Origin of the sequence: Lachnospira sp. CLA-JM-H23 (genome assembly GCF_040096425.1) — a bacterium.
In the GTDB taxonomy this organism is placed as follows: Bacteria; Bacillota; Clostridia; order Lachnospirales; family Lachnospiraceae; genus Lachnospira; species Lachnospira rogosae.
On the sequence record NZ_JBBMET010000002.1, the window covers coordinates 62,991 to 86,086 of the forward strand.

Below are 23,096 nucleotides of genomic sequence, written 5' to 3' on the forward strand. Positions count from 1 at the left end.
GACCCGGTAAAAAATAAAGGGGTATGGGCTAAAAAAAGAAAAAATGTGACCAATTCGGACACAAAAGAAAGGGGGTGCGGTTTTTGAAAGCGTACACTTCAAAGGCGGTTGCCGCTTGGCTGGATATTTCAGAACGCAGAGTGCGCCAGCTGCGTGACGAAAAGGTTATAACGGAAATCAGACCGGGGCTGTACGACTTGAAGACCGTAAACCACCAGTACATAAATTATTTGCGCAAAAACAACCCGGAAAGTGAAAGTGCAATAGATTACAACGCAGAACGTGCAAAGCTGGTCAGAGCAAAAAGAGAAGCACAAGAACTGGAATTGCAGCTGCGCAGAAATGAGGTACACACCACAGAGGACGTGGAACAGGTAATGACGGACACGCTTGTTAGGTTCAAAACAAGGCTTATGGCTATACCTGCAAAGTTAAGCCCCATTTTATCAAAGAAAAAGGACCAGACAGAAATATTTAAGCTGCTGAAAAGCGCCATTGATGAAGTGCTGGAAGAACTTTCAGACTTTCAGACAGTGTTTGGGTATGGTGTAGACAATGAAGAAAAACACAGTTGATATGTTCACACGGATTTTCAAAGTGCTACAACCACCGCCGGAAATGACACTTTCGCAGTGGGCAGATAAGTTCCGCAGACTGTCTGCCGGGTCTTCCGCAGAGCCGGGACGTTGGAAGACAGCAAAGGCGCCGTATCAAAAAGAGATTATGGACGCCATAACAGATATTACAATAAAAAAAGTTGTGATTATGTCAGCAGCGCAGGTGGGAAAAACAGACGCAATGGTGTTGAACCCTATTGGATATTATGTGCATTATGACCCGTCACCGATTATGGTTATACAACCGACAATCGACATGGCAGAGAAGTTTTCAAAAGAAAAATTGTCGCCTATGTTGCGTGATACACCCGTACTGGCTGACCGTATCAATGAGAAGAGCCGCAACAGCGGCAACACAATCATGCAAAAGATATTTCCGGGCGGCTTCATAACGATTGCAGGCGCAAACAGCCCAACGGGACTGCGAAGCCACACAATCAGAATATTGCTTGCAGACGAAATAGACGCATACCCAGCCAGTGCAGGAAAAGAGGGCGACCCACTTTTGCTGGCTTCAAAGCGTCAGACTACATTCTGGAATAAAAAGCAGGTGGACATTTCAACACCGACAGTCAAAGGGGCTTCCAGAATAGAAGTGGAGTACGAAAACAGCAGCCGGGGAGAATGGAACGCACCGTGCCCGTGCTGCGGAGAACTGCAACCGCTGGTCTGGTCAAATGTTGTGTTCGACAAAAACGACCTATCAGAAATCAGATACGCTTGCAGCAAGTGCGGCGTCATATCCAGTGAAGCAGAATGGAAAGAACACTTTATTGACGGAACCTTTGTACACGAAGACCCAGACAACCCCGTGCGTGGATTCCACTTGAACACGCTTGCTTCCACATTGACCACATGGCAAGAAGTTGTTGAAAAGTTTCTGACGGCAAATGACCAGATGAAAAAAGGCAACGTGGAACTTATGAAAGTATGGACTAATACCGAAATGGGGCAAACGTGGGAAGAAGACGGGGAAACCATAGAAGACGACGAACTGATGAAACGCCGGGAGAAATACAAGTGCGAAGTGCCAGAAGAAGTGCTGTACTTGACAGCTGGCGTAGATACGCAGGACGACAGATTTGAAATTGAAGTTGTGGGCTGGGGTCCAGAATATGAAAGCTGGGGCATTAGGTATGCGGCAATATACGGCGACAATTCAGACATCAACAATCAAGTCTGGCAAGACCTTGACACATTCTTATTGCAGACCTTTGAAAAACCAGACGGAACGAAAATGAAGCTGTCATGCGTCTGCATTGATAGTGGAGGACACAGAACCAATCAAGTATATAAATTCTGCAAAGCCCGGTTCAATCGCAGGGTATTTGCAATCAAAGGTTCAAACGATAGCGCCGCAGCGTATATACAGAAGCCGTCAAAAAGCAACCGTGAGGGCGCATACCTTTTCACACTGGGAGTTGATACCGGGAAAAGCCTGCTTATGGACAGGCTAAAGCTGGAGGAAGAGGGACCCGGCTTTTGCCATTTTCCAAAAGAAGAGGGCAAGGGATATGACGAAAAGTATTTCAAGGGCTTAACGTCAGAAAAAAAGGTAATGCGTTACAAGATGGGCAGACCATATTTTGCATGGGAACTGAAAGACAAAGGCGAACACAAGCGAAATGAAGCGCTGGACTGCCGAAACTACGCAACGGCAGCTATTGAAATAATCAACGTACCGTTGAAGAAACCGGATAAAAAGAAAGACGCCACACAAGCAAAGAAAATTGTAAAACGTGGCAGAAGAAGAAGTGGAGGAATTTTATAAATGGCAGGAATTACACTGGAAACAGCAAAAAGACACCTTGACGCATGGCTGGAAGCGGAACTGGCAGTGACAAACGCCCAGTCATACACGATAGGCAGCAGGACCATGACAAAAGCCAATCTGACCGAAATTAGAAAGTCTATTGAATATTGGCAAGGGAAAGTCACTGCGCTTGAAAATGCGGCAAAATACGGCGGCAGGAACCGTGCAAAACGATTTGTACCACGGGATTTATAAAACATTGCCCGTGATTGCCCGTTTTTAGGCTTTATTTCCCCCCATTGCCCGCAAAAATGGGGTAATATTGTAGCGTGAATAAGTGAGAAAAGACAAAAAGCACCCGTGAAAAGGTGCTTTTTTCATGCAATAAAGGAGGTGAAAGCGTGGGAATTGCAGCGGGAATTGATAAGGCAATAGCAGTCATAGCACCGCAAGCAGCACTGAAAAGAACGGTTGCAAGGCAGAAAATGCAGATTTTAGACAGTGGGTATGGCAATTATGGCGCCAGCGTCGCAAAGAAATCACTTGCAGGCTGGCTTCATGCAGGCGGCAGCAGTCGTGAGGACATAGAAGACAATGTATCTATATTGCGCCAGCGTACCCGTGATTTATACATGGGCGTGCCACTGGCAAACGGGGCAGTCAAAACCATGCGCACCAACGTTGTTGGACGTGGGCTGCGGTTGAAATCGACCATTGACGCAGAAACGCTGGGAATTTCACCAGAAGAACGCCGGAACCTTGAAAAAAAGATTGAAAAAGAGTGGTCTATCTGGGCTGAAAGCAATGATTGCGATATGTCAAGGATAGACAACTTTTACGAGTTGCAGCAGTTGGCTTTTATGAACTGGCTTATTTCTGGGGATTGTCTGGCGGTATTGCCAGTCAAACCACGAATAAACCAGCCGTATGACCTGCGTGTGCAGCTGATAGAAGCAGACAGACTTTGCAGCCCGGACGACTGCGACACCATAGACAACAAGATTGTTGGAGGTGTAGAGGTTGACAAGTCCGGAGAAGTGATAGCGTATCACATAGCGAACCACCACCCGTTGTCATACGCATACAATGACATAAGCTGGCAGAGGGTTGAAGCATACGGACAAAAGACCGGAAGAAGAAATGTGCTTCACATGATGAACCGGGAAAGAATAGGACAGCGCAGGGGCGTTCCGTTCCTTGCGCCAGTCATTGAAAGTTTGAAACAGCTTGGAAGATACACGGACGCAGAGCTTGTGGCTGCGGTTGTGTCTGGTATGTTTACCATTTTCATTGAAAAGGCAGACGCCAGCGCAGAAGACGCCATAGGAAGTATGCTGCCGGAAGAAGTGCAGGTGGACGCAGAAGACGAAAGCACCATTGAACTTGCGCCGGGCGCCGTTATCGACTTAAACGAGGGCGAGAAAGCCCACGACACGAACCCCGGAAGACCAAACGCCAATTTTGGCGGCTTTGTAGAAGCAATATGCCAGCAGATAGGCGCAGCACTTGAAATTCCGTATGAATTACTTGTGAAGCGTTTTAATTCCAGCTATACAGCCAGCAAAGGTGCGCTGGAAGAAGCATGGAAAATGTTTAATATGTACCGTGACTGGCTATCAACGGACTTTTGCCAGCCAGTATATGAAGAATGGCTGACGGAAGCAGTAGCAAAAGGACGTATCAAAGCACCGGGCTTTTTTACTGACCCGGCAATAAGAAAAGCATATTGCGGGGCAAAGTGGAACGGACCTGCAAAAGGTATGCTTGACCCGGTAAAAGAGGTTACAGCCGCAGAAAAGAGAGTGTCAAACGGCTTTAGCACCAGAAGTGATGAAGCAATGCAAATGACGGGAAGCAACTTTTATAACAATGTCGAACAGTTGAAACACGAAGAAAAAGAACTGAAAGAGGTGAAGAAAATTGCCAATGGAACCACAAACAAACAGAACACCCCAGCAGAACCCGCAGACAATGCCGGGAATGAACCAGCAGCAGGACAGCAGAACACCGGGCAATCCTTACGGGGTGACGACAAATAAATTCTGGGACTTTATCCCGGCAACAGGGGACAAGCCGCCAGAACTGCTTTTATACGGCGCAATAAGCAGCCAGCAGTCATGGTGGGAAGACAGGGTGACGCCACAGCAATTCAATCAAGAACTTGCGGCGCTTGGTGATGTGCCAGAAATTATCGTGCGCATTAACAGCGGCGGCGGTGATGTGTTCGCAGCAAATGCGATTTTTACGAGATTGAAAGATTGTTCAGCGAAAGTGACAGTCAAAATTGATGGCTGGGCAGCTTCCGCAGCCACAATCATTGCTATGGCAGGCGACACAATCAAGATTGCCAGAAATGGTGTATTTATGATACATGACCCCGCAATGACAGTCTGGGACACTTTCAGAGCAGAAGACTTTTTGAAGATGGCTGATGAACTGAAAGTGATTAAACAAAGCATTGTCAATACATACGCCAGTAAGACTGGCAAAAAGACAGAGGACATAGAACAGCTTATGTCAAATGAAACATGGTGGACGGGCGACATTGCCGTTGAAAACGGCTTTTGTGATGAATTGATGTTTGAAGACAGCACAACAGTTGTTGAAAATTCTTCAAAAATCGTTGTCAATTCAGTGCCTATTGACGTTTCCATGTTCAAGAGTATTCCAACCCAGTTATTAAACAGCCCGCACAATCAAAATCCGGGTAGTTTAGTAAATAGTGCAACAGAACCTATCAACAAGCCACAGGAAAAGGAGGAACCACAAATGGCAGCACCAGAAAACAAAATCACAACGGTTGACGCACTAAAAGCCGCATACCCGGATTTAGTAGCGACAATCCAGAATGAAGCAGCAGCCGCAGAACGTGCCAGAATTAAAGGCATTGAAGACTTGGCAAACGGCAACTATGACGCAATCGCAAAGGACGCAAAGTTTGACAACCCTATTTCTGCACAGGAAATGGCAGTTAAAATCATTTCAGAGCAGAACAAAGCGGGCGGCAACTACATTCAGAACCGCCAGCAGGACGCAGAAAACAGCGGTGCAAACGGCGTGCAGGGAGCAGCACCGGAGGACAACACAGGAGAGAACGGCAAGAACGTGTTTGACGCCGCTATTGACAAGTTGTTTCCAGACAAGAAATAAGGAGGTACAAGCAAATGGGTGAATATGCAGTAGAAAAAAGAGAAATCACACCGAAGAACTTTTTTGCTGGTGATTTTCCAACAGTACCGGAAACCGGAACAGCAAATGCAGCTATCAAGGAATATGCACCAGTAATGATTGACACTGCGAATGACAACAAGATTATTCCAGTTGCAAAAGGAAGCGAAGCAAGCGCAATCGGTATTGCTGCTGCGGCAGCAGGAAACGGCGAACCAGTAACATATTACATGACAGGTGAGTTTTTCGCTGACGCATTAGCACTTGAAGCCGGGGCAGATTTAGCAAAAATCAAAGAAGCACTGCGCAAGGTATCAATCTTTTTGAGATAAGGAGGAAGAACAACAATGGCAAACGAAGTATCTATTTACGAACCACGGACAATGGGCAGAGTGGTTCAGAAGTTACCGCCCGTGCGTACTTTTTTCAGAAGTACATTTTTCAGACATGAAGAAACATTCACCACAAAGGACGTTGACGTTGACTTTAGAAAGGGTAGCAGAAAGGTTGCACCGTTCGTCAGCAGATTAGTTGGTGGAAAGGTAGTGCCAAACACTGGTTATCAGACAAAGACATATACACCGCCTTTAGTTGCACCGGAGAAAGTGACAACCGTTGATGATTTGTTAATCAGAAGACCGGGCGAAAGTCTTTATTCTGGCAGAACACCTGCGGAACGTGCCGTACTTAAAATGGCAGATGACTTCAAGGAGTTAAGAGAGCAGATTTTAAGACGTGAAGAACTGATGTGCGCACAGACAATCTTCACTGGCGCAATCCCTATCATTGGCGACGGAGTGAATGAAGTAATTGATTTTTCTTTTACAAACAAAGAAACTATTTCAGTTGCAAAAAACAAGTGGACTGCTGACACTTCCGACCCTATCGCAGATATTAAACGCTGGCACGAAACAGTACAGAAGAAAGGTTTTGTGAACTGCGACATTTGCGTAATGGGAAGTGACGTTGCAAATGCGTTTGTAAATCACCCAAAGGTGCAGAAAATGCTTGATGTGAAAAACTTCAATCTTGCAGTTATCCAGCCTAAGCAGTTACCGAACGGCGTCACATACATTGGCACAATTCACGAACTGGGACTTGATATTTACAAGTACAACGAGTGGTATCTTGACGACTGGACAAACCCGGACGCACCGGAGGACAAGCCGCTTGTACCTGCGGACAGTTTAGCACTGTTAAGCACAAATGCTGATTATTCCATGTACTATGGAGCAATCACACTTATTAAGGAACCAGACGGCAACTTTGTGACCGTAGAGGGTAAATATGTACCGGACACATGGACAAAGCGCAAGCCTGCCCGCCGCTTCCTCAATCTGTCTTCTGCACCGTTATGCGTTCCGCATGATGTAGACAGCTGGTTTGTTGCAACACCTATCTAATGGACTTCAAAGCACAGCTTGCCAGTGACATGAAAGTGTTTCACAACTGCGGAGAAATGGCAACTATGACTGATATATGGTATCAAGGTAAGAAACACTATTTGCCCATAATCATTGACCACACGGCAGCCGACGAACGGCAGAGAGGAAACGGGGACAATGCAGAGGGCATAAACCGTGCTTCTTGTCTGGTCTATATGTCATTATATGATTTTGGTTGCGTTCCCAAAAAAGGACGCCAGCTTGAAATTGACGAAGCCGGGGCAATCAATATGTATAACATTTCAAAAGCAGACTGCGAGGACGGGGAAATAATTCTTGAATTGGAGATGTTGGAAGAATGATTGAAATAACATCTGACGCAATAGAAAGAGTGGGAACCCTGCTGGCAGACGTTCCAAAAGGTGCAGAAAGAGTATTTGCCAGCGCTATGAACCGTGGTATTTCCAGAGTGAAGACACAGGCAATAAAGCAGGTAAAAACCGTATATGCCGTAAATGGCGCAGCACTGACGAAAGCAACCAGAATAAATATAACAAAAGCCAGCACGGGAAACCTTGCGGGCTTTGTTTCGTTTTCTGGCGTGAAAATACCGCTGTACAAATTCAAAGTAACGCCGACGAAGCCCGGAACTGGAAAGCAGGTGCGGGCAGCAGTTAAAAAAGGCGGTAGCGGGACACCATTTGAAGACGCTTTTATTGCAGAAATGAAAAGCAATGGTCACACCGGAGTATTTGAGAGGACAGGGCGCAAGCGTTTTCCGATTGAAGAAAAAATGGGACTATCAGCAGCACAGATGGTGGGAAACGAAGATATTATAGACGGGCTGGAAAAGGAAGCACAAGAACTGGTAAACGAAAGAATTATACACGAAATGAACAGGATTTTGAATGGTTATGGAGGGTAAAGAATTATGACACCAGTTTTTTTGTTGGAAGAATTGCAGAAATTCATTAGTTCCAAAACGTCTGACATTATTTTGCCAGTGCGAACCAGAACGGGAAGCAGCGAAGAAAAAGAAAGAGCAGCAGCAGTTTATAAAATGGGGCTGCCGGAAGCAGACGACGTACAACAGAAAGTGCCATACATTCTGTTAAAGTTCCTAACAGGGACGGACGACAAGAAAGCAGGCGAACCAGAGGAAGACAGCTGCAAAGTAAGAATAATATTTGCGGTGTATTCAGAAGATGGGCAGGACGGACCGCTGGCACTTCTCAATCTGATTTTGAGAGTGCGCAGCGAATTGAAGAAAGCCGGGACAATCGGCGGCGGTCAATTTGCCTTGGAACTGCCGCTGGAATATATCGTATATCAAGACACCACGCCGCCATACTACATGGGCGAAATGGTGACAAATTGGAGTATGCCAGTCACGCAACGTGATGTGGCAGAGATTTTGCACAATTTATAGACAGGAGGAAGACAAAATGGCAAAAGCGACCACAGCAAGCGCCACAGCAGCCGAAAAGGACGTTGAAAAGGTGCAGGCGGTAGAAAATACCACAACAGAAGAAAAAGCCGTAAAAACGGCAAATACGCAGTCGGAAACAGTAAAGCTGATTTACATTGGACCGAACCTGCCAAAAGCAATGCTGCCATGCAACAAGATTTTTGAGGGAACAGACAAAGAGATTGAAGAAGAACTTTCTTTCATTCTTGAAAAGTTCCCGCTTGTAAGAAAAATGCTGGTTCCTATTTCCGAACTGGCAGACAAGAAAGACAAGGTGAAGACAACCGGGAATGTATACAACAAGTATTATTCAGACTTAAAGGCTGCCGCCCTTGCATACGCAGAACAGGAGGTATAACAAATGAGTGACGTATCACATGGAGTAAACGCCAGCAAGACAAACAATGGCGCAATCACGCCCGTGTCCGTAGATACTGGCGTGCATTTTGTGGTTGGAACAGCACCCGTGCAGATGGTAAACGGAAAAGTAAATGAAGTCATTATGGCTTCAAGCTACAAAGAAGCAGTGCAGGCGTTGGGATATTCCGACGACTGGAAGAAATACAGTCTTTGTGAAGAAATTTACACAGCGTTTACATTGTTCAATTCTGCGCAGGTGTTCTTTGTAAATGTTCTTGACCCTAAGAAGCACAAGAAAACAGTTGATGAAACACAGATAGACGTTGTAGACGGTCAGATTGTATTACCTGCGGAAGCAATCGCAGGCAGTGTGGAAATCACAGGAAAGACAGCCGGGGAAGATTACGAAGTATTTTACAGCGACACAAACTGCGTTGTGGAGTTCTTAAAAGAAACCACAGGCAAACTTACCGTGAAATATGACGCCGTGGACGCTTCACAGGTCACAAAAAGTGATATTATCGGCGGTTACAGCGTAAGCACACACAAGACAACCGGACTTGAACTGATTAACAATGTATTTCCACTTTATACAAAGGTTCCAGACCTTATTTTGTGTCCGAATTGGTCACATGACGCAGAGGTTGCAGCTGTAATGTCTGCAAAGGCAGAGAATATCAACGGACTGTTTGAGGGTGAAGCAATTCTGGACATTGACTGCACGGCAGAAACCGGGGCGACATACTACACGGAAGTGCCAGCATGGAAGAAACAGAAAAACTTCACAAAAAGAACAGAAGTTGTCTGCTTCCCTAAAGTTGCGCTGGGAGATAGAGTTTTCAATCTTTCAACACAGCTTGCAGCCAGTATGTCAGCCGTAGACAATGCGGAAGAGTACGGCGGCGGCACACCTTGCGAAAGTGCTTCAAACAAGGGTATACAGGCAGACAGAATGGTTACTGCGGACGGTTCGGAAGTAGTCATGGATATTCAGCAGGCAAACTACTTGAACGAAAACGGCGTTGTGACTGCACTTAATTTCTTTAATGGCTTTGTAAGCTGGGGAAATTATACGGCTTGTTACCCTGCCAACACAGACGTGACGGACTATTTCTACTGTATCAACCGTATGTTCAAGTGGGTTGCAAAGACGCTTATTTTGACGTACTGGAACTACATTGACAGAGGAATTAAAAGACGTCTGATTGACGCAGTTGTGCAGTCAATCAATGATTGGCTGGCAAGCCTTGCAACTGATGAAAAAATCATTGGTGGACGTGTGGAGTTCAACGAAAGCGAAAACAGCACAAGCCAGCTTGCAGCAGGAATTGTGCGTTTTCACATTTATATGACGCCGCCATCACCAATGCAGAAAATGGACTTTGTGCTTGAATATGACTTGTCATATCTTGCAGCACTGGTGGCAGCATAACAGGAGGTGAAACAGAATGTCAAAAGTTGACGAATTGGTTATTAACTATGCGATTTACGAAGACGCCGTAGAGTATCTGGGAACCACAGAAGTGACACTGCCAGACTTGGAGTACATGACGGAAGAGTTGAGCGGCGCAGGCATTGCGGGAAATATCGAAGAAATCATTATCGGTCACTTAAATGCAATGTCAACAACTTTCAATTTCCGAACTGTCACAGCGGCAGCAGTCAAGCTGATGGAACCACGGGTACACAGAATTGACCTGCGAGTTGCACAGCAGAGAATGAACCTGCGCACAAGCGCAAACGAAGTGTCCGGCGTTAAGCACATTATGAAAGTAAAGCCGAAGAAGACAGCACTTGGAAAAGTTGCGGCAGCTTCAACAGCTGATGTAAGCGGTGAATATGCCGTTTCATACTATGCAATGTACTTGGACGGTTCAAAGGTAACGGAAATTGACCCGTTAAACTTTGTGTGCATTATCAATGGCAAAGATTACTTAAAGGACGTCAGAAAAGCATTAGGCAAGTAAAAAAAGACAGCAGGAGCCAGCGGGAAGACCGCTGGTTTTTTCCTGCCTAAAATCAAAGATATGGAGGAATAAACAATGTCAGATACAACAAATACAACTGAAAACATGGAGCAGGTAACAGAGCAGGAAAAGGAAATGCAGGAAGCACAGGCAAGCGGCGTGGTCAATTTTGACGACAAGAAGAAAGACAAGGAAGAAGACGGCAGTTTGAATTATACACACACATTCAAAAAGCCCAGAGAGATTGAGGGAAAGAAGTATACAAAATTAACTTTCTATTTTGACAATTTAACTGGTGAAGATATTGAAGCAGTAGAACAGGAACTTGCAGACCAGAACAAATATGCACTTTCACCGGAAATTTCCTCTGCGTTCCAGTGTATTCTTGCGGCAAAAGCTGCGGGGGTTGCTTCTGATGAAATCAGACGTCTTCCGGTAGGCGATTACATGAAGATTAAGAACAAAGCAAGGGATTTTTTAATTGCTGCGGGCTACTAAAAATTAAAGAACCCGCAAAGTTCATAAGAAAGCAGATATACAAAATGTCAAGGGCTTCACATACGCCCGTCCCGTTCTGGCTGCAAATGCCTATACGCAGACTTTTTGCATGGATTGAAACCATAAATGAAGTGGAAAAAGAAGAAGCGGAAGAGCAGAAACAGAACAGCAATAATGCGTAGGGAGGTGAAACAGCTTGGCAGGGTCACAAAAGGAATTTGAACTGCTTTTTAAGCTGAAAGCGTCGCTGGGTGGCAATTTTAACAGCACATTCAAAAGCGCAATTAACACCAATAACCAGTTACGGGACAGCTTAAAAAATGTCAATTCCCTGCAATCAAAGATTGACGGCTACACAAAGCAGTCTGCCGCTATTGACAAGAACAAAGAACGGCTGGCGCAGCTTAACGCAGAGCATGACCGATTACAGCAGGAATTGCAGCAGACAGGCGAACCCACAGAAGCACTGCGGAAGAAGCTTGAAAAGAATGAAAACCAGATACAACAGACCACTGCCAAAATCGAAGAACAGGAAAAACAATTAAACAGTTATGCCGACGAACTGAAAGCAGCCGGAGTAAATACGGATAATCTGGAAGAAGCCAACGGAAGACTGCAAAAGTCTTATGAAAAGCTGCAAACTTCACAGCAGACGTTGCAAAAACTGAATGACAAGCAACAGCAGGTAGAACAGAGCATTTCAAAGACAAAAGGACAACTGCTGGGAACTATTGGCGCAATTAGTGCCGTAGCCGCCGCAGTGTATGCAGGACCCGTGCAGGCAGCGCAACAGTACGAAAAAGCAATAGCAAAGGTGGGAACCATTGCAGATACGCAGGAAGTCCCACTGGGCACATTGTCACAACAGATAATGGAACTGTCAAACAAGACAGGAATTGCAGCCAATGCCATTGCTGATGATGTGTACAACGCTATATCTGCCGGACAGAAGACAGGTGACGCCGTAAACTTTGTTACAAACAGTACGAAGTTAGCAAAAGCCGGATTTGCGGAAAGTTCGCAAACGCTGGACGTATTAACAACCGTATTGAACGCATACGGCATGAGTGCGGACAAAGTAAGCACGGTATCAGATATGCTGGTACAGACGCAGAACAAAGGTAAAGTGACAGTAGGAGAACTGGCAAGCAGTATGGGTAAAATCATACCGACTGCAAACGCCAGCAATGTTTCACTGGAACAGTTATGTGCCGGATATGCAATAATGACCAGCAAAGGTATTGCAGCCGCAGAAACGACAACATACATGAACAGTATGTTAAATGAGTTGTCAAAGTCTGGAAGTACGACAGACAAGCTATTGCGGCAGAAGATGGGCGGCAGCTTTGCAGAATTGATGGCAAGCGGTAAATCACTTGGGGAAATTCTGGGCGGTATACAGGAAGAAGCCAGCAAGTCTGGTCTTGCCCTATCTGATATGTTCAGCAGTTCAGAAGCCGGAAAAGCGGCAATGTCGCTTCTGTCAAACGGAGTTGACGGCTTCAATTCAAGCGTACAAGACATGGTAAACAGCGTTGGGGCAACAGACAGCGCATTTGCCAAAATGGAAGACACCACAGAAGCCAAAATGGAAAAGGCAAAGAACAGTATAGCAAACTTGGGCATTGTTCTTGGTCAAAACTTACTGCCGATTGTCGGAAATCTGGCAGACAAAGTGGCGGTTGTGGTCACTAAAGTTTCAGAATTTGCAGCAGCAAACCCAAAATTAGTGCAAACAGCCCTAAAGGTAGCAGCGGGGCTGGCAGCATTGAAAGTGGGAATGTTGACAACAAAGCTGGTTACATTATCAGCGCAAGACGGCATATTGTCACTGGCAAAAAAACTGCTGGGACTGCGTGCCGGATTTATTGAAAACGCAGCAACAAGCGTAAGTTTTGCGGAAAAGCTGAAAACAGCTGGAAGCGGTATATTGTCATACTTTGGCAATGTAAAAGGCGCTATGGGCGGCGTAGGTTCTGCAATAGGTAATATATTCAGTGGAAACAGAGTTGTTGGAGCAGTAACAGGCTTTATGGGCGGCGTGAAGCAGTCCATTGTCAGCGGCTTTTTAGGAATTGCAGGAAAAGCAAGCGGAGCATTGACAGGAGCCGGAACAAAAATGCTGGGACTTATGCTGAAACCATTTTCACTAATTGGCGGCAAGCTGGGTCCGATACTTGGAACGGTAGGCGGTGCGATTGCAAACAGCCCACTTGGAAAAGTAGGTGGCTTCATAACAAAGGGGATTACCGGAGCATTTAGCAAGGCAACAACACTGATTGCACCGCTGGGAAATGCGGTAAAAACGGTGCTGGGTCCTATTGGAAACCTTGCAAAAACAGCACTGGGACCACTTGGAGGTATTGCAGGAAAGATATTGCCAGTTGTGGGCGTTATCACAACGATTATTACAGTAATACAGCTTGTAAAGAACCATCTTGAAGAGATAAGGGGATTTATACAGCGAACCTTTGGTGATGAAGCGTTGGCAGTCTTTGACAAGATTGTTTCGGTCATTACCAACATAGGCGACACCATAAAGAATGTGTTTTCTGATGGGAACATAGGTGCAGCCCGTGACAAGATACAAGAGTTGTTCGGAGATAAAGGCGCAGCAGTCTTTGACACGTTCGTAAATGTACTGGGAACAGTCAAGAACGCAGTTTCAGAGGTTGTGGGCTTTATAACCACATACGTTGTGCCAGTTGCAGAACAGGTATTGCAGGTAATTGTTACACAGGTAATACCGGGGATTGTTAGTTTTATTCAAGCGGCAGCCCCAACCATTATGCAGATTATACAAAGCATTGCTGATTTTATCGGTGCAATTATTCCGGTGATAGGAAGTTTCATTGCTGGTCTTATGCCGATTATTTCAGAAATAATCACATTCATTTCAACTTATGTTTTGCCGATTATTTCAGAATTATTCAGCTTTATTTGTAGCACGGTGCTTCCGGCAATTTCCGCAGCAATTCAAGCAATTTTGCCAGTGGTGACAAACGTATTGCAAACGCTTTTACCTGCGATACAAACAGCACTGACGACAATCTGGAACATAGTTTCACCAATAATTCAAGGAATTTTAGCAGCAATACAATTTGCAATGCCAACAATCCAGTCTATCGTACAAAGCGGAGTTCAAGCAATTTCCGGTGTAATTTCTGGAATTGCAACCGTACTGAATGGAATTATCACTTTCATAACTGGTGTATTTTCCGGGAACTGGCGGCAGGCTTGGGAGGGCATAAAGCAAATATTTTCTGGAATTTGGCAGGGCATCAAGTCAGTGTGTACGGGAGTTATCAACGGCATTATATCTGCGGTCAACACGGTTATACGTGGATTGAACAAAGTAAAAGTGCCAGACTGGGTGCCGGGTGTAGGTGGAAAAGGTATAAACATATCTGAAATACCTATGCTGGCGAAAGGTTCAAAAAACACACCAGACACGTTCATTGCTGGTGAAGCGGGACCGGAGTTAATCACGAACGCACCGGGGCGCACGGTGTTTACAGCGGACCAGACAAGAAACATTCTGGCTGCACAGAATACAGCAGCCACAACAGCGGCAGCGGTAGCGCCAACAGCACAGACCACAACAGCACCGCAGACGGTGAATAACTACAACACAGCGCCAGAGGTAACAGCAGGCGCAGGAAGTGGCGGTGGAAGTGCAAACAACGTAACTATAAACAACAGTCCGACAATAGTTATCAACGGGGACCAGCTGGAAGACTTGGACGCAAAACTGGAAGAGAACAACAGAAAGTTGCTGCGTGACGTTGAAGACCTGCTGGACGAAAAAGAAGACAAGGAGAAGCGGCAGAAATATGACTAAAAGCTACACAACAATATCTGGGGATATGTGGGACAAGATAGCATTTGAACAAATGGGAAGTGTCCTGCATACAGATAAGCTGATGAAAGCCAATGTCAAGTACGCCAGCACCTACGTTTTCCCTGCCGGGGTTGTATTAACAATCCCGGAAGTGGAAGACGAAGAAGACTTGGAACTGCCACCGTGGAAAAGGGGGCTGCTGACGTAGAATGAGCGCAAAAGACATGGCACGCCGGGTGGAACTGCGGCTGAAATTTCAAAACGTAAAAGTCCCGGCAGATATAAATAAATATTTAAGCAGCCTTACTTTCACTGATGAAGACGAAGACAACGCAGACGATTTGCAGCTTGCGTTTGATGATAGAGAAAGAAAGTGGCTGGGAAGCTGGCTGGAAGTAAAGCCGACTTTCATTAAGACCACAACGACGGTGCAAAAGCAGGTTGAAGCTGCAAGCGTTGTCAATTATGTGGTCAAAAAAGGTGATACGCTTTGGGCTATTGCCAAAAAGTATCTGGGAAGCGGTACAAAATACCCGCAGATTGCTTCTGAAAACAATATTAAAAACCCTAACTTAATATATCCGGGGCAGGTTTTCAAAATCACAACGGGCGGTACAGCAACACAGACGGTCACAGAAACGAAAGAAACAACAAAGAAAGTGTCTGACCCTAAATTGATAACAGCAACGATTGTCCAGAAGAACTGGCACGATAACGGCAAAGACGCCGTGCTGGACTGTGGGACATTTGAACTGGACAGCGTAGACGCCAGCGGACCGCCAACAAAAATCACACTAAAGGGCACGTCAATTCCTTATACTTCCAAAATGAGAGTAGAAAGAAAATCAAAGGCGTGGGAAAACACCAATTTGAAAGTGATTGCAGAACAGATAGCGTCTGAAAGCAACTTGAAACTGATGTACATTGCGGACAACATACCGAAGTACAAAAGAAAAGAGCAGGTGCAGACGTCAGACATTGTGTTTTTGCAGAAATTATGCAAAGCGGCAGGGCTTGCGCTGAAAGTAACCACAATGAATGTGGTTATCTATGACGCCGCAGAGTATGACAGCAAGCCACCTATAAAAACCATAAAATATGGCAGCGGTGATTATATTTCATACAAGCTGGGAACCAGCCTGCATGATACAGCATACACCAGCTGCCATGTTTCGTATACGGACCCGGACAGCAAAGAAACGATTGAAAGCACATACACGGCAGACAGCACAGAGGGAACCGGGCAAACACTTGAAGTCAACGAAAAGGTCAGAAGCACAAATGAAGCATACGAACTGGCAAAAAAACGGCTACGTGAAAAGAACACACAGCAGTTTACAGCAAGTTTCACAATGCTTGGTGATGTGCAGCTGGTGGCAGGTGCCACAGTTAAATTAAAAGGCTTCCAGAAGTTTGACAGAAAGTACAAGATTACCAAAGCGACCCACAAATTGACGGGAGGATATACAACACAGATTGAATTACAACAGGTATTGGAGGGCTACTAATGGCAGACATGACAGAGTTAAAAAACATAGTGCGGCTTGGCACCGTGCAGAGTGTGAACGCCAGCAAAATGACAGCCCGTGTGAAGTTCAAGGACAAAGGCGGTATCACTTCCGGTGATTTAAGAATTATAAAACGCCCAGTGTACGTTGTGCCAGCAATGGAAAGCGGGGCAGAGGGGCAGACAGCAAAAACAACACTGAAATATGACTACAACGGGCAAATGTTAAAGGAAGTAAGCCACAACCATGAAGCATTTGTGACAGAGTGGACGCCGGGCGTCAATGATATGGTGCTTTGCATAATGGTTCCAGACGGCGACGGCGACGGCTTCATAATCGGGGAGGTGTAGAGCATGGCAAAAATAGGAAGTCTGGGAAGTCTGGTTTTTTCAGTTTCAGAAAACACCGTGCGCACCTTTGATGAATTAAGCTGGAAAGTGTCTGCGAAGTATGCAACGCACGACAGACACATTAAGCGTGATGTATTGGAGTTTTTAGGACCGGAACCCGGAACAATCAGTTTCAAAATGGCGTTCAGTGTATTTCATGGAACAAACCCACTGAATGAAATTAAGAAATTGAACAAAATGTGCAACAAGGGCAATGTTTCAACACTGGTTTTAGGTGGCAAGAAATACGGCTCTTATAAGTGGGTAATAACAGGCGTTAGCAGCACATTGAAACGCTATGACAACAAAGGCAACTGCTGGGCTGCGACAGCAGACGTGACACTAAAAGAATATCCAAAGAGGTGATGAAACATGGACGTGATAAGGGGCGACGGGTCACTATTGACAGAAATTGACCTTGCACCAGCAAATGACCATCAAGCAGTCATACAAAATATTGCGGTTATTCTGGACACGGTGCAGGGTTCCTGCCCTATGTTCCGTGATTTTGGTTTGCCCGGCAGCCTATACGGAAGACCGCAGCCAGTAGTTGAAAATATACTGGTGGGCTATCTGTACGACCAGATAGAAGAATTTGAACCACGGGCGCAGGTTGCAGACATTACATTTGAACATGACGCAGCCACAGGGCGCACAATACCTATTATTTATTTGGAGGAGGTGGAAACAGACAATGAGTGACAGAAAATATCCAGACATTGACTTTGTGGAAACCGACACGGAAACAATAGAAAGCAACTTGATTGCACTATATGAAAACTTTGTACAGCAGGTGCCGGGGCGTGAACGGTACAAAGTGTACCCAGCGTCACCGGAAAGGCTTTTTATTGCGTGGGTTGCAAATATCATTGTGCAGCAGCGTGTCATTATCAATGAAACGGCAAAAAAGAACGTGCCACGTTATGCAGACGGTGAATACTTGGACAGCTTGGCAGAATTATTCAAGGACTTGGAAAGACTGCCAGCAAGCCCAGCGTCTGCAATGTTCCGTTTTTATATTTCAGAAGCACAGAAACAATCAGTGATTATTCCTGCGGGCACCAGAATTTCTTTTGATGGTGCAATTTTATTTGAAACAAAAGAAAATCTGGAAATAAAAGCCGGGCAGACATACGGGGACGTTGAGGGAATTTGCACCACAGCGGGCGACGTCGGAAATAATCTGGCAGCGGGGCAGGTCAAAGAACTGGTTGACCTATACGACTACTACCAGAAAGCAGAGAACATCACGGCGACCAGCGGCGGCGCAGAAGAAGAGGACGACGCCAGTTATTATGAGCGTATGCGTGAGAGCATGGAGAGTTTCAGCACGGCGGGTCCTATTAACGGGTACATATACTGGACAAAGAGCGTATCACCAGCCGTGGCAGACGTGGCAGTGACAAGCCCAGAACCTTGCGTTGTAGACGTCCGGGTGCTTTTGCAGAATGGGCAGCAGGCAACGTCCGGGGTACTGAAAGAGATTGAAGACGCCTTGAACGCTTCTGACATTAGACCACTTACAGACAAAGTGACGGTATCTGCACCGGAAACGGTAGCATTTGACATTGATGTGACTTTTTATATTCCGCAGCCAGACGCAGCCAGCGCCACAGTTATTGCGGCAGCGGCAACGCAGGCAGTAGAAGAGTACGTGACATGGCAGACAAGCAAAATGGGGCGGGATATTAACCCATCATACCTAACAGCAAAGCTGATGGAAGCAGGCGTGAAACGTGTTGAAGTCAGAAAGCCAGTATTCACGGTTGTTGATGATATAAAGGTTGCAAAGCTGGGAAACAAAAGCGTTCTGAATGGAGGTATTGAAAATGTCTAAAACAATTTACAATGCCGATTATTCAGAGTGCCTGCCGGAAGCGCTAAAGAAAGACCCCAAAATGGTTGCACTGGCAAACGCCACGGCAGCAGCACTGCTGGACACTTCCGGGATAATTGACAATGTGCTGATATATTCCAGATTTGATGAATTACCAGAAGAACTGGTGGACATTTTGGCATACGACCTACACGTTGACTGGTACGACTACAATTACCCACTGGAAGCAAAACGGGATTTAGTGAAAAACAGTGTCAAGGTTCATAAGAAAATGGGCACAAAATATGCCATTGAAACAGCGCTGGGCAGCTTATTTCCAGAAAGTGAAGTGGAAGAGTGGTTCCAGTATGAGGGAGAACCCGGACACTTTCATATTGTGCTTGATGTGACCAACCAGAGAATAACGGCAGACTACGCAGCTATTATCCGGGCAGTGAAAATGTATAAAAGATTATCTGCGCACATGGACGAATTGACCTATCAAGGACAGGTCCACGGCGTCATATACACCCACGGGGAGTATTTCAGATACAAAACACCGCTGACCGGAAGACTTAACGCCGGAACATACCCACAGAGAAACACAAAAGCCGGGATAGGCGCTGCAACCTATATTGTGGGAACGGAAGCAGCAGGCTTCATATTCACGGCACCAGCAGCAGGCATAAAGCCATACAGAAACACGGTATTTTCACAGCAGGCGGCGCATATCGACGCAGACACGGCGTTGAATACGTTTGGCTATACAAATACACCAGCAGGACGGATAAAAGCCGGAGAGCAGCCACAGAGAAACACCAGAGGGCAGACAAGCGGCGTCACAGTCACGGCAAGTGACAGAATGGAAGCACACCGCTTCACAGTTCCGGCAGCAGGAACCGTCCCGGAAAGAAGCACGGTGCAGCGGACACAGGGCGGCGCCGTAGGGACAAGCACGCAGGCAATGGGGTTTTCATACGGCGTCAAGCCGTGCGGAAGCCACAGGAAGCTATAAAGGAGGTGAAAAGCCATGTTGACAACAGACGCAATCAATGATTTCAAAGATTTCATTGATAATATCATTGCCTATGCAAAAGTAACCGTCAACGGCGTTTCTGAAAAAAAGGTGATACACCGCCGGGAACGTCTGAAAGACGGCAGGGTTGCTGTATATGTACAGATTACCCCGCAGGTAAGCGGAAAAGCCACAGTGCAGAGGGTGCAGCTTTACAACAAAAACAATAAGTTGTGGGCTGACAAGGCGGTAAATATTCCGCTTAACAATGTACAAGAGGGCGTTTTGTACCGATTTACTTTTGATTTTACAGAAAAGGAGGTGTAACAGATGTACGAACAGAAGTTATGGCAAGACCATGTAACAGAGTTTGAAGACCGCTACACGGAAAGCAGAAATGATGATGGAACTATCACGCACACACCAGTTGAGGGGGAAATCATTCAGCAGGGAACACCGCAGAACGCAACCAACTTCAACCACATGGAAAACGGTATTTCCAATGCAACAGAAACGGCAGCGCTTATGGCGCTTTCTACAATCCACCACCAGCAGGCAATAGCTGACTTGCAGGGAGAAACAGCAACGGTGACTTTGAAGAATACGCAGCAGTACCCGTTCAACAATTCTACACAGTCAGTTGCGCTGAAGACTGAAAGAAACCACATGGACTACACCGTGGAAACAGAAACTGTGGACTACACGGGCGGTTTTCCGGGCGACATTGTTATTACAGAAAAGTTGCTGAATGGTTTTAAGATGGCACACACCGGAAGCGCAAAAAGCGTGACCGTAAAAGTTTATGTGAAAGGTGGGTTTTACTAATGGCAGCAGGTGTGATTATTAAGACAGAGGAACGCAGACAGCACGAAGAAGCGGTTATGCGTTCTTTTGGCGTGCAGGGCAGCGGGACAGCAGCACAGAGAGAAGCAGCGGAGGTTATCGCAGCCAGAAGCAGCGAGGTAGTAAGAAACCAGAATGGAGGTAGAAAGTATTATGGCTACTAATAAAATCAATGTAGTTGAAAAAACACCGGGCACACATATTGAATATGCACTGTCTGGCGGTAAAAAAATCACGTTCGGTGATGATGAATTAACAATCAATCTTGCCAGCCGTGAAAGAGATTTTGAAGTGTCACTGGACATTTGCATTGACGAAGAAGACGGCGTGGTGATTGGCACCGGAGGACGTGCGCAGAAGTACGCTGCGCAGATTGTTATTCCTGCCAGACGCTATGATGTTATCGAAGACGGAGAGGACGAAAACGGAGAACCGAAAGAAATTCCAGTGCCTATCCCGTTTGATATGTCACTTTGCACACTTATTCTTTGGGGATTGGAGGTATAAAGAATTATGTCTAATTTTGATGATTTAGCAATGGCGGTTGCTTCCTTTGGGGGTAACAACGCAGTAAAGTTTGATGATTTGGGTATGCCGTCAATTATGGTGGGTATTCCAAAAATGAAGTATTCCGACATTATCACCGGAGGAACACAGGAAACATTGCCGTGGTGGATTGTGGACGGAGTAGAAAAAGAAGTTATCTGGGTATCAAAGTATATTAACGTCGTGGTCAACGACCGTGCATACTCACTGCCAATGAAAGACCCTAAAGCATACATTGATTTTGACACAGCACTTGCGGTATGCCGCAGAAAGGGCGAGGGCTGGCACCTTAACCAGAACGGCGTTTTTGCTGCTATCAATCTTTGGTGTATGAAGAATGGATTTACACCACGGGGCAACACAAACTGGGATAGAAGCTATGAAAAGGCGTATGAAAAGGGTGTAAACACATACGTTGACGGTTCGCATGGCGGCGGCAGAACTGCAACGGGTTCTGGTCCGGTAACTTGGAACCATGACGGCAGCCCGGCTGGAATTGCCGACCTTTGCGGCAACTGCTGGGAGTGGGTATCTGGTATGCGCATTGTAGATGGTGAAATTCAGATTATCCCATACGGAAACGCCATGAAGTCTGACTGCAACATGGGCGCAAAAAGTACAGAGTGGAAAGCAATTAAGCCGGACGGCACACTTGTAGCACCGGGGACGGTTGGAACATTAAAGATTGACAGAACCAGTGCAAGTGACGCAACACTGCGTATCAACACAAGTGTCACGACACAGACAACCGACAGCAACGACACAAGCGTACCATTCAAAGATACAAAGGCGGTAAGCGGCGTAACCATTCCACAGATTTTGATTGCGTCCGGCTTATATCCAGACGCAGGACAGACAACGCCGGGCAGATTTTGGGCAAGAAATAACGGCGAAAGACTGCCTTTCCGGGGTTCGGGTTTCTACGGCTCTTCCTACGGTGGCGCTGGTGCGCTGCACTTGCGCGGCGTCCGTTCTCTCGTCAACCACAATGTTTCGCTCCGTTCCGCTTTAGTTGAATAACTGGAAACTGGGAACTGATACACTGCGGGGCTTACGGCAGTAAGCCCCATACTACAAAATACAACAAAGGTGGTTTAAGAAATGCCGGAAAACAAAACAGAAGAAAGACCGCCGCAGCTGGACAATGTGCGAGATAACGCCACACAGGAAGACTTCAAAATGAAAAATAAAGTCTGGGAAATGCTGGAATATGCAGGACCACAGCTTGAAGAGTTTCCCAGAGCGAAAAGAGGACTTGCACAGAAGATAGACGGAACAATGCTGGATATTTTGGAGTTGGTCATAATGCTTGAAAATAAGCATTACAAGAAGACGACACTTGGAGAACTGGACACGAAAGTTGATGTGCTGCGGCATTTGATAAGGCTTGCGGCAAGCACAAAATACACACGTAGCGGCAAACCGTGTCTGCCAATGAAGAAATATGAAATGATGGCACGATATATCAATGAAATAGGCTGCATGGTGGGCGGCTATTATAAATCACTGAACGGCAGCACTTCCGGGAATGGGAGTGCTGCAAAATAAGACTGGTAAAAGGCAGGGTAACACCTGCTTTTTATATTATGGGAATAAGCCGTTAATAGAGGACTTGCCGTGCCTATCCGGGGTTCGAGTTTCAACAACACTTCCAACGGTGGCGCTGGTGCGCTGAACTTGAACAACGTCCGTTCTAACGTCAACAACAATGTTTCGCTCCGTTCCGCTTCACCCCATTTCTGCCAGTAGTCGTGCCCACAAGTGGACACGTCCAGTGCATTTGGGTTAAAGGGGTTTATTTCCATTCCAAAGGCTACCAGCCGGGAGCCGTAGGAAAAAGATTGAATAGCCGTAAAGATAGTTAGTAAGCCGCAGGGCTGAAAGTCAGAGCCGGAAAGACTGGCACTGAATGTATATATCAC

General features: G+C 46.0%; 28 protein-coding genes. All 28 read left to right on the forward strand.

Features of this window, described 5'->3' with window-relative positions; translation table 11 throughout:
- Nucleotides 1-83: 83 nt before the first annotated feature.
- Nucleotides 84-575: a hypothetical protein gene (locus WMO42_RS02575; RefSeq protein WP_055285907.1), complete on the forward strand. Its 492-nt coding sequence runs from the start codon at nt 84-86 to the stop codon at nt 573-575.
- Nucleotides 556-2,388, forward strand: a complete 1,833-nt coding sequence (locus WMO42_RS02580; protein ID WP_118492239.1) for a phage terminase large subunit family protein — start codon at nt 556-558, stop codon at nt 2,386-2,388. Before WMO42_RS02575 ends, WMO42_RS02580 begins: the two co-directional genes overlap by 20 nt.
- Nucleotides 2,389-2,625, forward strand: coding sequence for a DUF6148 family protein (locus tag WMO42_RS02585; protein ID WP_069431154.1), 237 nt, complete (start codon nt 2,389-2,391; stop codon nt 2,623-2,625). It abuts the gene before it with no gap.
- Between the two features lie 146 nt (nt 2,626-2,771).
- The gene (locus tag WMO42_RS02590) at nt 2,772-4,409 is read left to right on the forward strand and encodes a phage portal protein (protein ID WP_349191478.1); all 1,638 of its coding nucleotides are present in this window, start codon (nt 2,772-2,774) and stop codon (nt 4,407-4,409) included.
- On the forward strand, nt 4,351-5,520 hold the full coding sequence (locus tag WMO42_RS02595; protein ID WP_349191479.1) for a head maturation protease, ClpP-related: 1,170 nt from the start codon (nt 4,351-4,353) through the stop codon (nt 5,518-5,520). The genes WMO42_RS02590 and WMO42_RS02595 overlap by 59 nt, the downstream gene beginning before the upstream one ends.
- Before the next feature lie 14 nt (nt 5,521-5,534).
- Nucleotides 5,535-5,870, forward strand: coding sequence for a hypothetical protein (locus tag WMO42_RS02600; protein WP_250796695.1), 336 nt, complete (start codon nt 5,535-5,537; stop codon nt 5,868-5,870).
- A gap of 15 nt (nt 5,871-5,885) precedes the next feature.
- Nucleotides 5,886-6,941 carry a major capsid protein gene (locus WMO42_RS02605; protein ID WP_349191481.1) on the forward strand — a complete coding sequence of 352 codons (1,056 nt, stop codon included), beginning with the start codon at nt 5,886-5,888 and terminating at the stop codon, nt 6,939-6,941.
- A 65-nt stretch (nt 6,942-7,006) separates the two neighbouring features.
- Nucleotides 7,007-7,285, forward strand: coding sequence for a hypothetical protein (locus tag WMO42_RS02610; RefSeq protein WP_242990499.1), 279 nt, complete (start codon nt 7,007-7,009; stop codon nt 7,283-7,285).
- Nucleotides 7,282-7,848 (forward strand): phage tail protein, encoded by a 567-nt coding sequence (locus WMO42_RS02615; protein ID WP_306779504.1) that lies wholly within the window; start codon nt 7,282-7,284, stop codon nt 7,846-7,848. The genes WMO42_RS02610 and WMO42_RS02615 overlap by 4 nt, the downstream gene beginning before the upstream one ends.
- A 6-nt stretch (nt 7,849-7,854) precedes the next feature.
- Nucleotides 7,855-8,352 (forward strand): hypothetical protein, encoded by a 498-nt coding sequence (locus WMO42_RS02620; protein ID WP_270472655.1) that lies wholly within the window; start codon nt 7,855-7,857, stop codon nt 8,350-8,352.
- Between the two features lie 16 nt (nt 8,353-8,368).
- Nucleotides 8,369-8,749, forward strand: coding sequence for a hypothetical protein (locus WMO42_RS02625; protein WP_349191483.1), 381 nt, complete (start codon nt 8,369-8,371; stop codon nt 8,747-8,749).
- Between the two features lie 3 nt (nt 8,750-8,752).
- Nucleotides 8,753-10,183 carry a phage tail protein gene (locus WMO42_RS02630; RefSeq protein WP_270472659.1) on the forward strand — a complete coding sequence of 477 codons (1,431 nt, stop codon included), beginning with the start codon at nt 8,753-8,755 and terminating at the stop codon, nt 10,181-10,183.
- Between the two features lie 16 nt (nt 10,184-10,199).
- The gene (locus WMO42_RS02635) at nt 10,200-10,718 is read left to right on the forward strand and encodes a phage major tail tube protein (protein WP_117469246.1); all 519 of its coding nucleotides are present in this window, start codon (nt 10,200-10,202) and stop codon (nt 10,716-10,718) included.
- Nucleotides 10,719-10,793: 75 nt separating this feature from the next.
- Nucleotides 10,794-11,216, forward strand: coding sequence for a phage tail assembly protein (locus tag WMO42_RS02640; protein WP_055285881.1), 423 nt, complete (start codon nt 10,794-10,796; stop codon nt 11,214-11,216).
- 196 nt (nt 11,217-11,412) lie between these two features.
- Nucleotides 11,413-15,057: a phage tail tape measure protein gene (locus tag WMO42_RS02645; RefSeq protein WP_349191485.1), complete on the forward strand. Its 3,645-nt coding sequence runs from the start codon at nt 11,413-11,415 to the stop codon at nt 15,055-15,057.
- Nucleotides 15,050-15,265 (forward strand): tail protein X, encoded by a 216-nt coding sequence (locus tag WMO42_RS02650; RefSeq protein ID WP_069431167.1) that lies wholly within the window; start codon nt 15,050-15,052, stop codon nt 15,263-15,265. The genes WMO42_RS02645 and WMO42_RS02650 overlap by 8 nt, the downstream gene beginning before the upstream one ends.
- 16 nt (nt 15,266-15,281) lie before the next feature.
- Complete coding sequence (locus WMO42_RS02655; RefSeq protein ID WP_349191487.1) at nt 15,282-16,565, forward strand: LysM peptidoglycan-binding domain-containing protein; 1,284 nt, start codon at nt 15,282-15,284, stop codon at nt 16,563-16,565.
- 53 nt (nt 16,566-16,618) lie between these two features.
- On the forward strand, nt 16,619-16,915 hold the full coding sequence (locus WMO42_RS02660) for a hypothetical protein (protein WP_349191489.1): 297 nt from the start codon (nt 16,619-16,621) through the stop codon (nt 16,913-16,915).
- Between the two features lie 3 nt (nt 16,916-16,918).
- Nucleotides 16,919-17,320, forward strand: coding sequence for a phage tail protein (locus WMO42_RS02665; protein WP_154300137.1), 402 nt, complete (start codon nt 16,919-16,921; stop codon nt 17,318-17,320).
- A 6-nt stretch (nt 17,321-17,326) separates the two neighbouring features.
- On the forward strand, nt 17,327-17,656 hold the full coding sequence (locus WMO42_RS02670) for a hypothetical protein (protein ID WP_055285869.1): 330 nt from the start codon (nt 17,327-17,329) through the stop codon (nt 17,654-17,656).
- Nucleotides 17,649-18,791, forward strand: coding sequence for a baseplate J/gp47 family protein (locus WMO42_RS02675; protein ID WP_349191491.1), 1,143 nt, complete (start codon nt 17,649-17,651; stop codon nt 18,789-18,791). The genes WMO42_RS02670 and WMO42_RS02675 overlap by 8 nt, the downstream gene beginning before the upstream one ends.
- Nucleotides 18,784-19,785 (forward strand): phage tail protein I, encoded by a 1,002-nt coding sequence (locus WMO42_RS02680; RefSeq protein WP_349191493.1) that lies wholly within the window; start codon nt 18,784-18,786, stop codon nt 19,783-19,785. Before WMO42_RS02675 ends, WMO42_RS02680 begins: the two co-directional genes overlap by 8 nt.
- 15 nt (nt 19,786-19,800) lie before the next feature.
- On the forward strand, nt 19,801-20,112 hold the full coding sequence (locus tag WMO42_RS02685) for a hypothetical protein (RefSeq protein WP_069431172.1): 312 nt from the start codon (nt 19,801-19,803) through the stop codon (nt 20,110-20,112).
- Nucleotides 20,113-20,115: 3 nt separating this feature from the next.
- Nucleotides 20,116-20,610, forward strand: coding sequence for a hypothetical protein (locus tag WMO42_RS02690; RefSeq protein ID WP_349191495.1), 495 nt, complete (start codon nt 20,116-20,118; stop codon nt 20,608-20,610).
- Nucleotides 20,610-20,792, forward strand: a complete 183-nt coding sequence (locus WMO42_RS02695; RefSeq protein WP_055285858.1) for a hypothetical protein — start codon at nt 20,610-20,612, stop codon at nt 20,790-20,792. Before WMO42_RS02690 ends, WMO42_RS02695 begins: the two co-directional genes overlap by 1 nt.
- The gene (locus tag WMO42_RS02700; RefSeq protein ID WP_117471699.1) at nt 20,782-21,135 is read left to right on the forward strand and encodes a hypothetical protein; all 354 of its coding nucleotides are present in this window, start codon (nt 20,782-20,784) and stop codon (nt 21,133-21,135) included. The genes WMO42_RS02695 and WMO42_RS02700 overlap by 11 nt, the downstream gene beginning before the upstream one ends.
- 30 nt (nt 21,136-21,165) lie before the next feature.
- Nucleotides 21,166-22,194, forward strand: a complete 1,029-nt coding sequence (locus WMO42_RS02705; RefSeq protein WP_349191497.1) for a hypothetical protein — start codon at nt 21,166-21,168, stop codon at nt 22,192-22,194.
- A gap of 81 nt (nt 22,195-22,275) precedes the next feature.
- A complete protein-coding gene (locus tag WMO42_RS02710) occupies nt 22,276-22,722 on the forward strand; it encodes a four helix bundle protein (RefSeq protein WP_154300143.1) in 447 nt (148 codons plus the stop codon).
- Nucleotides 22,723-23,096: the final 374 nt, after the last annotated feature.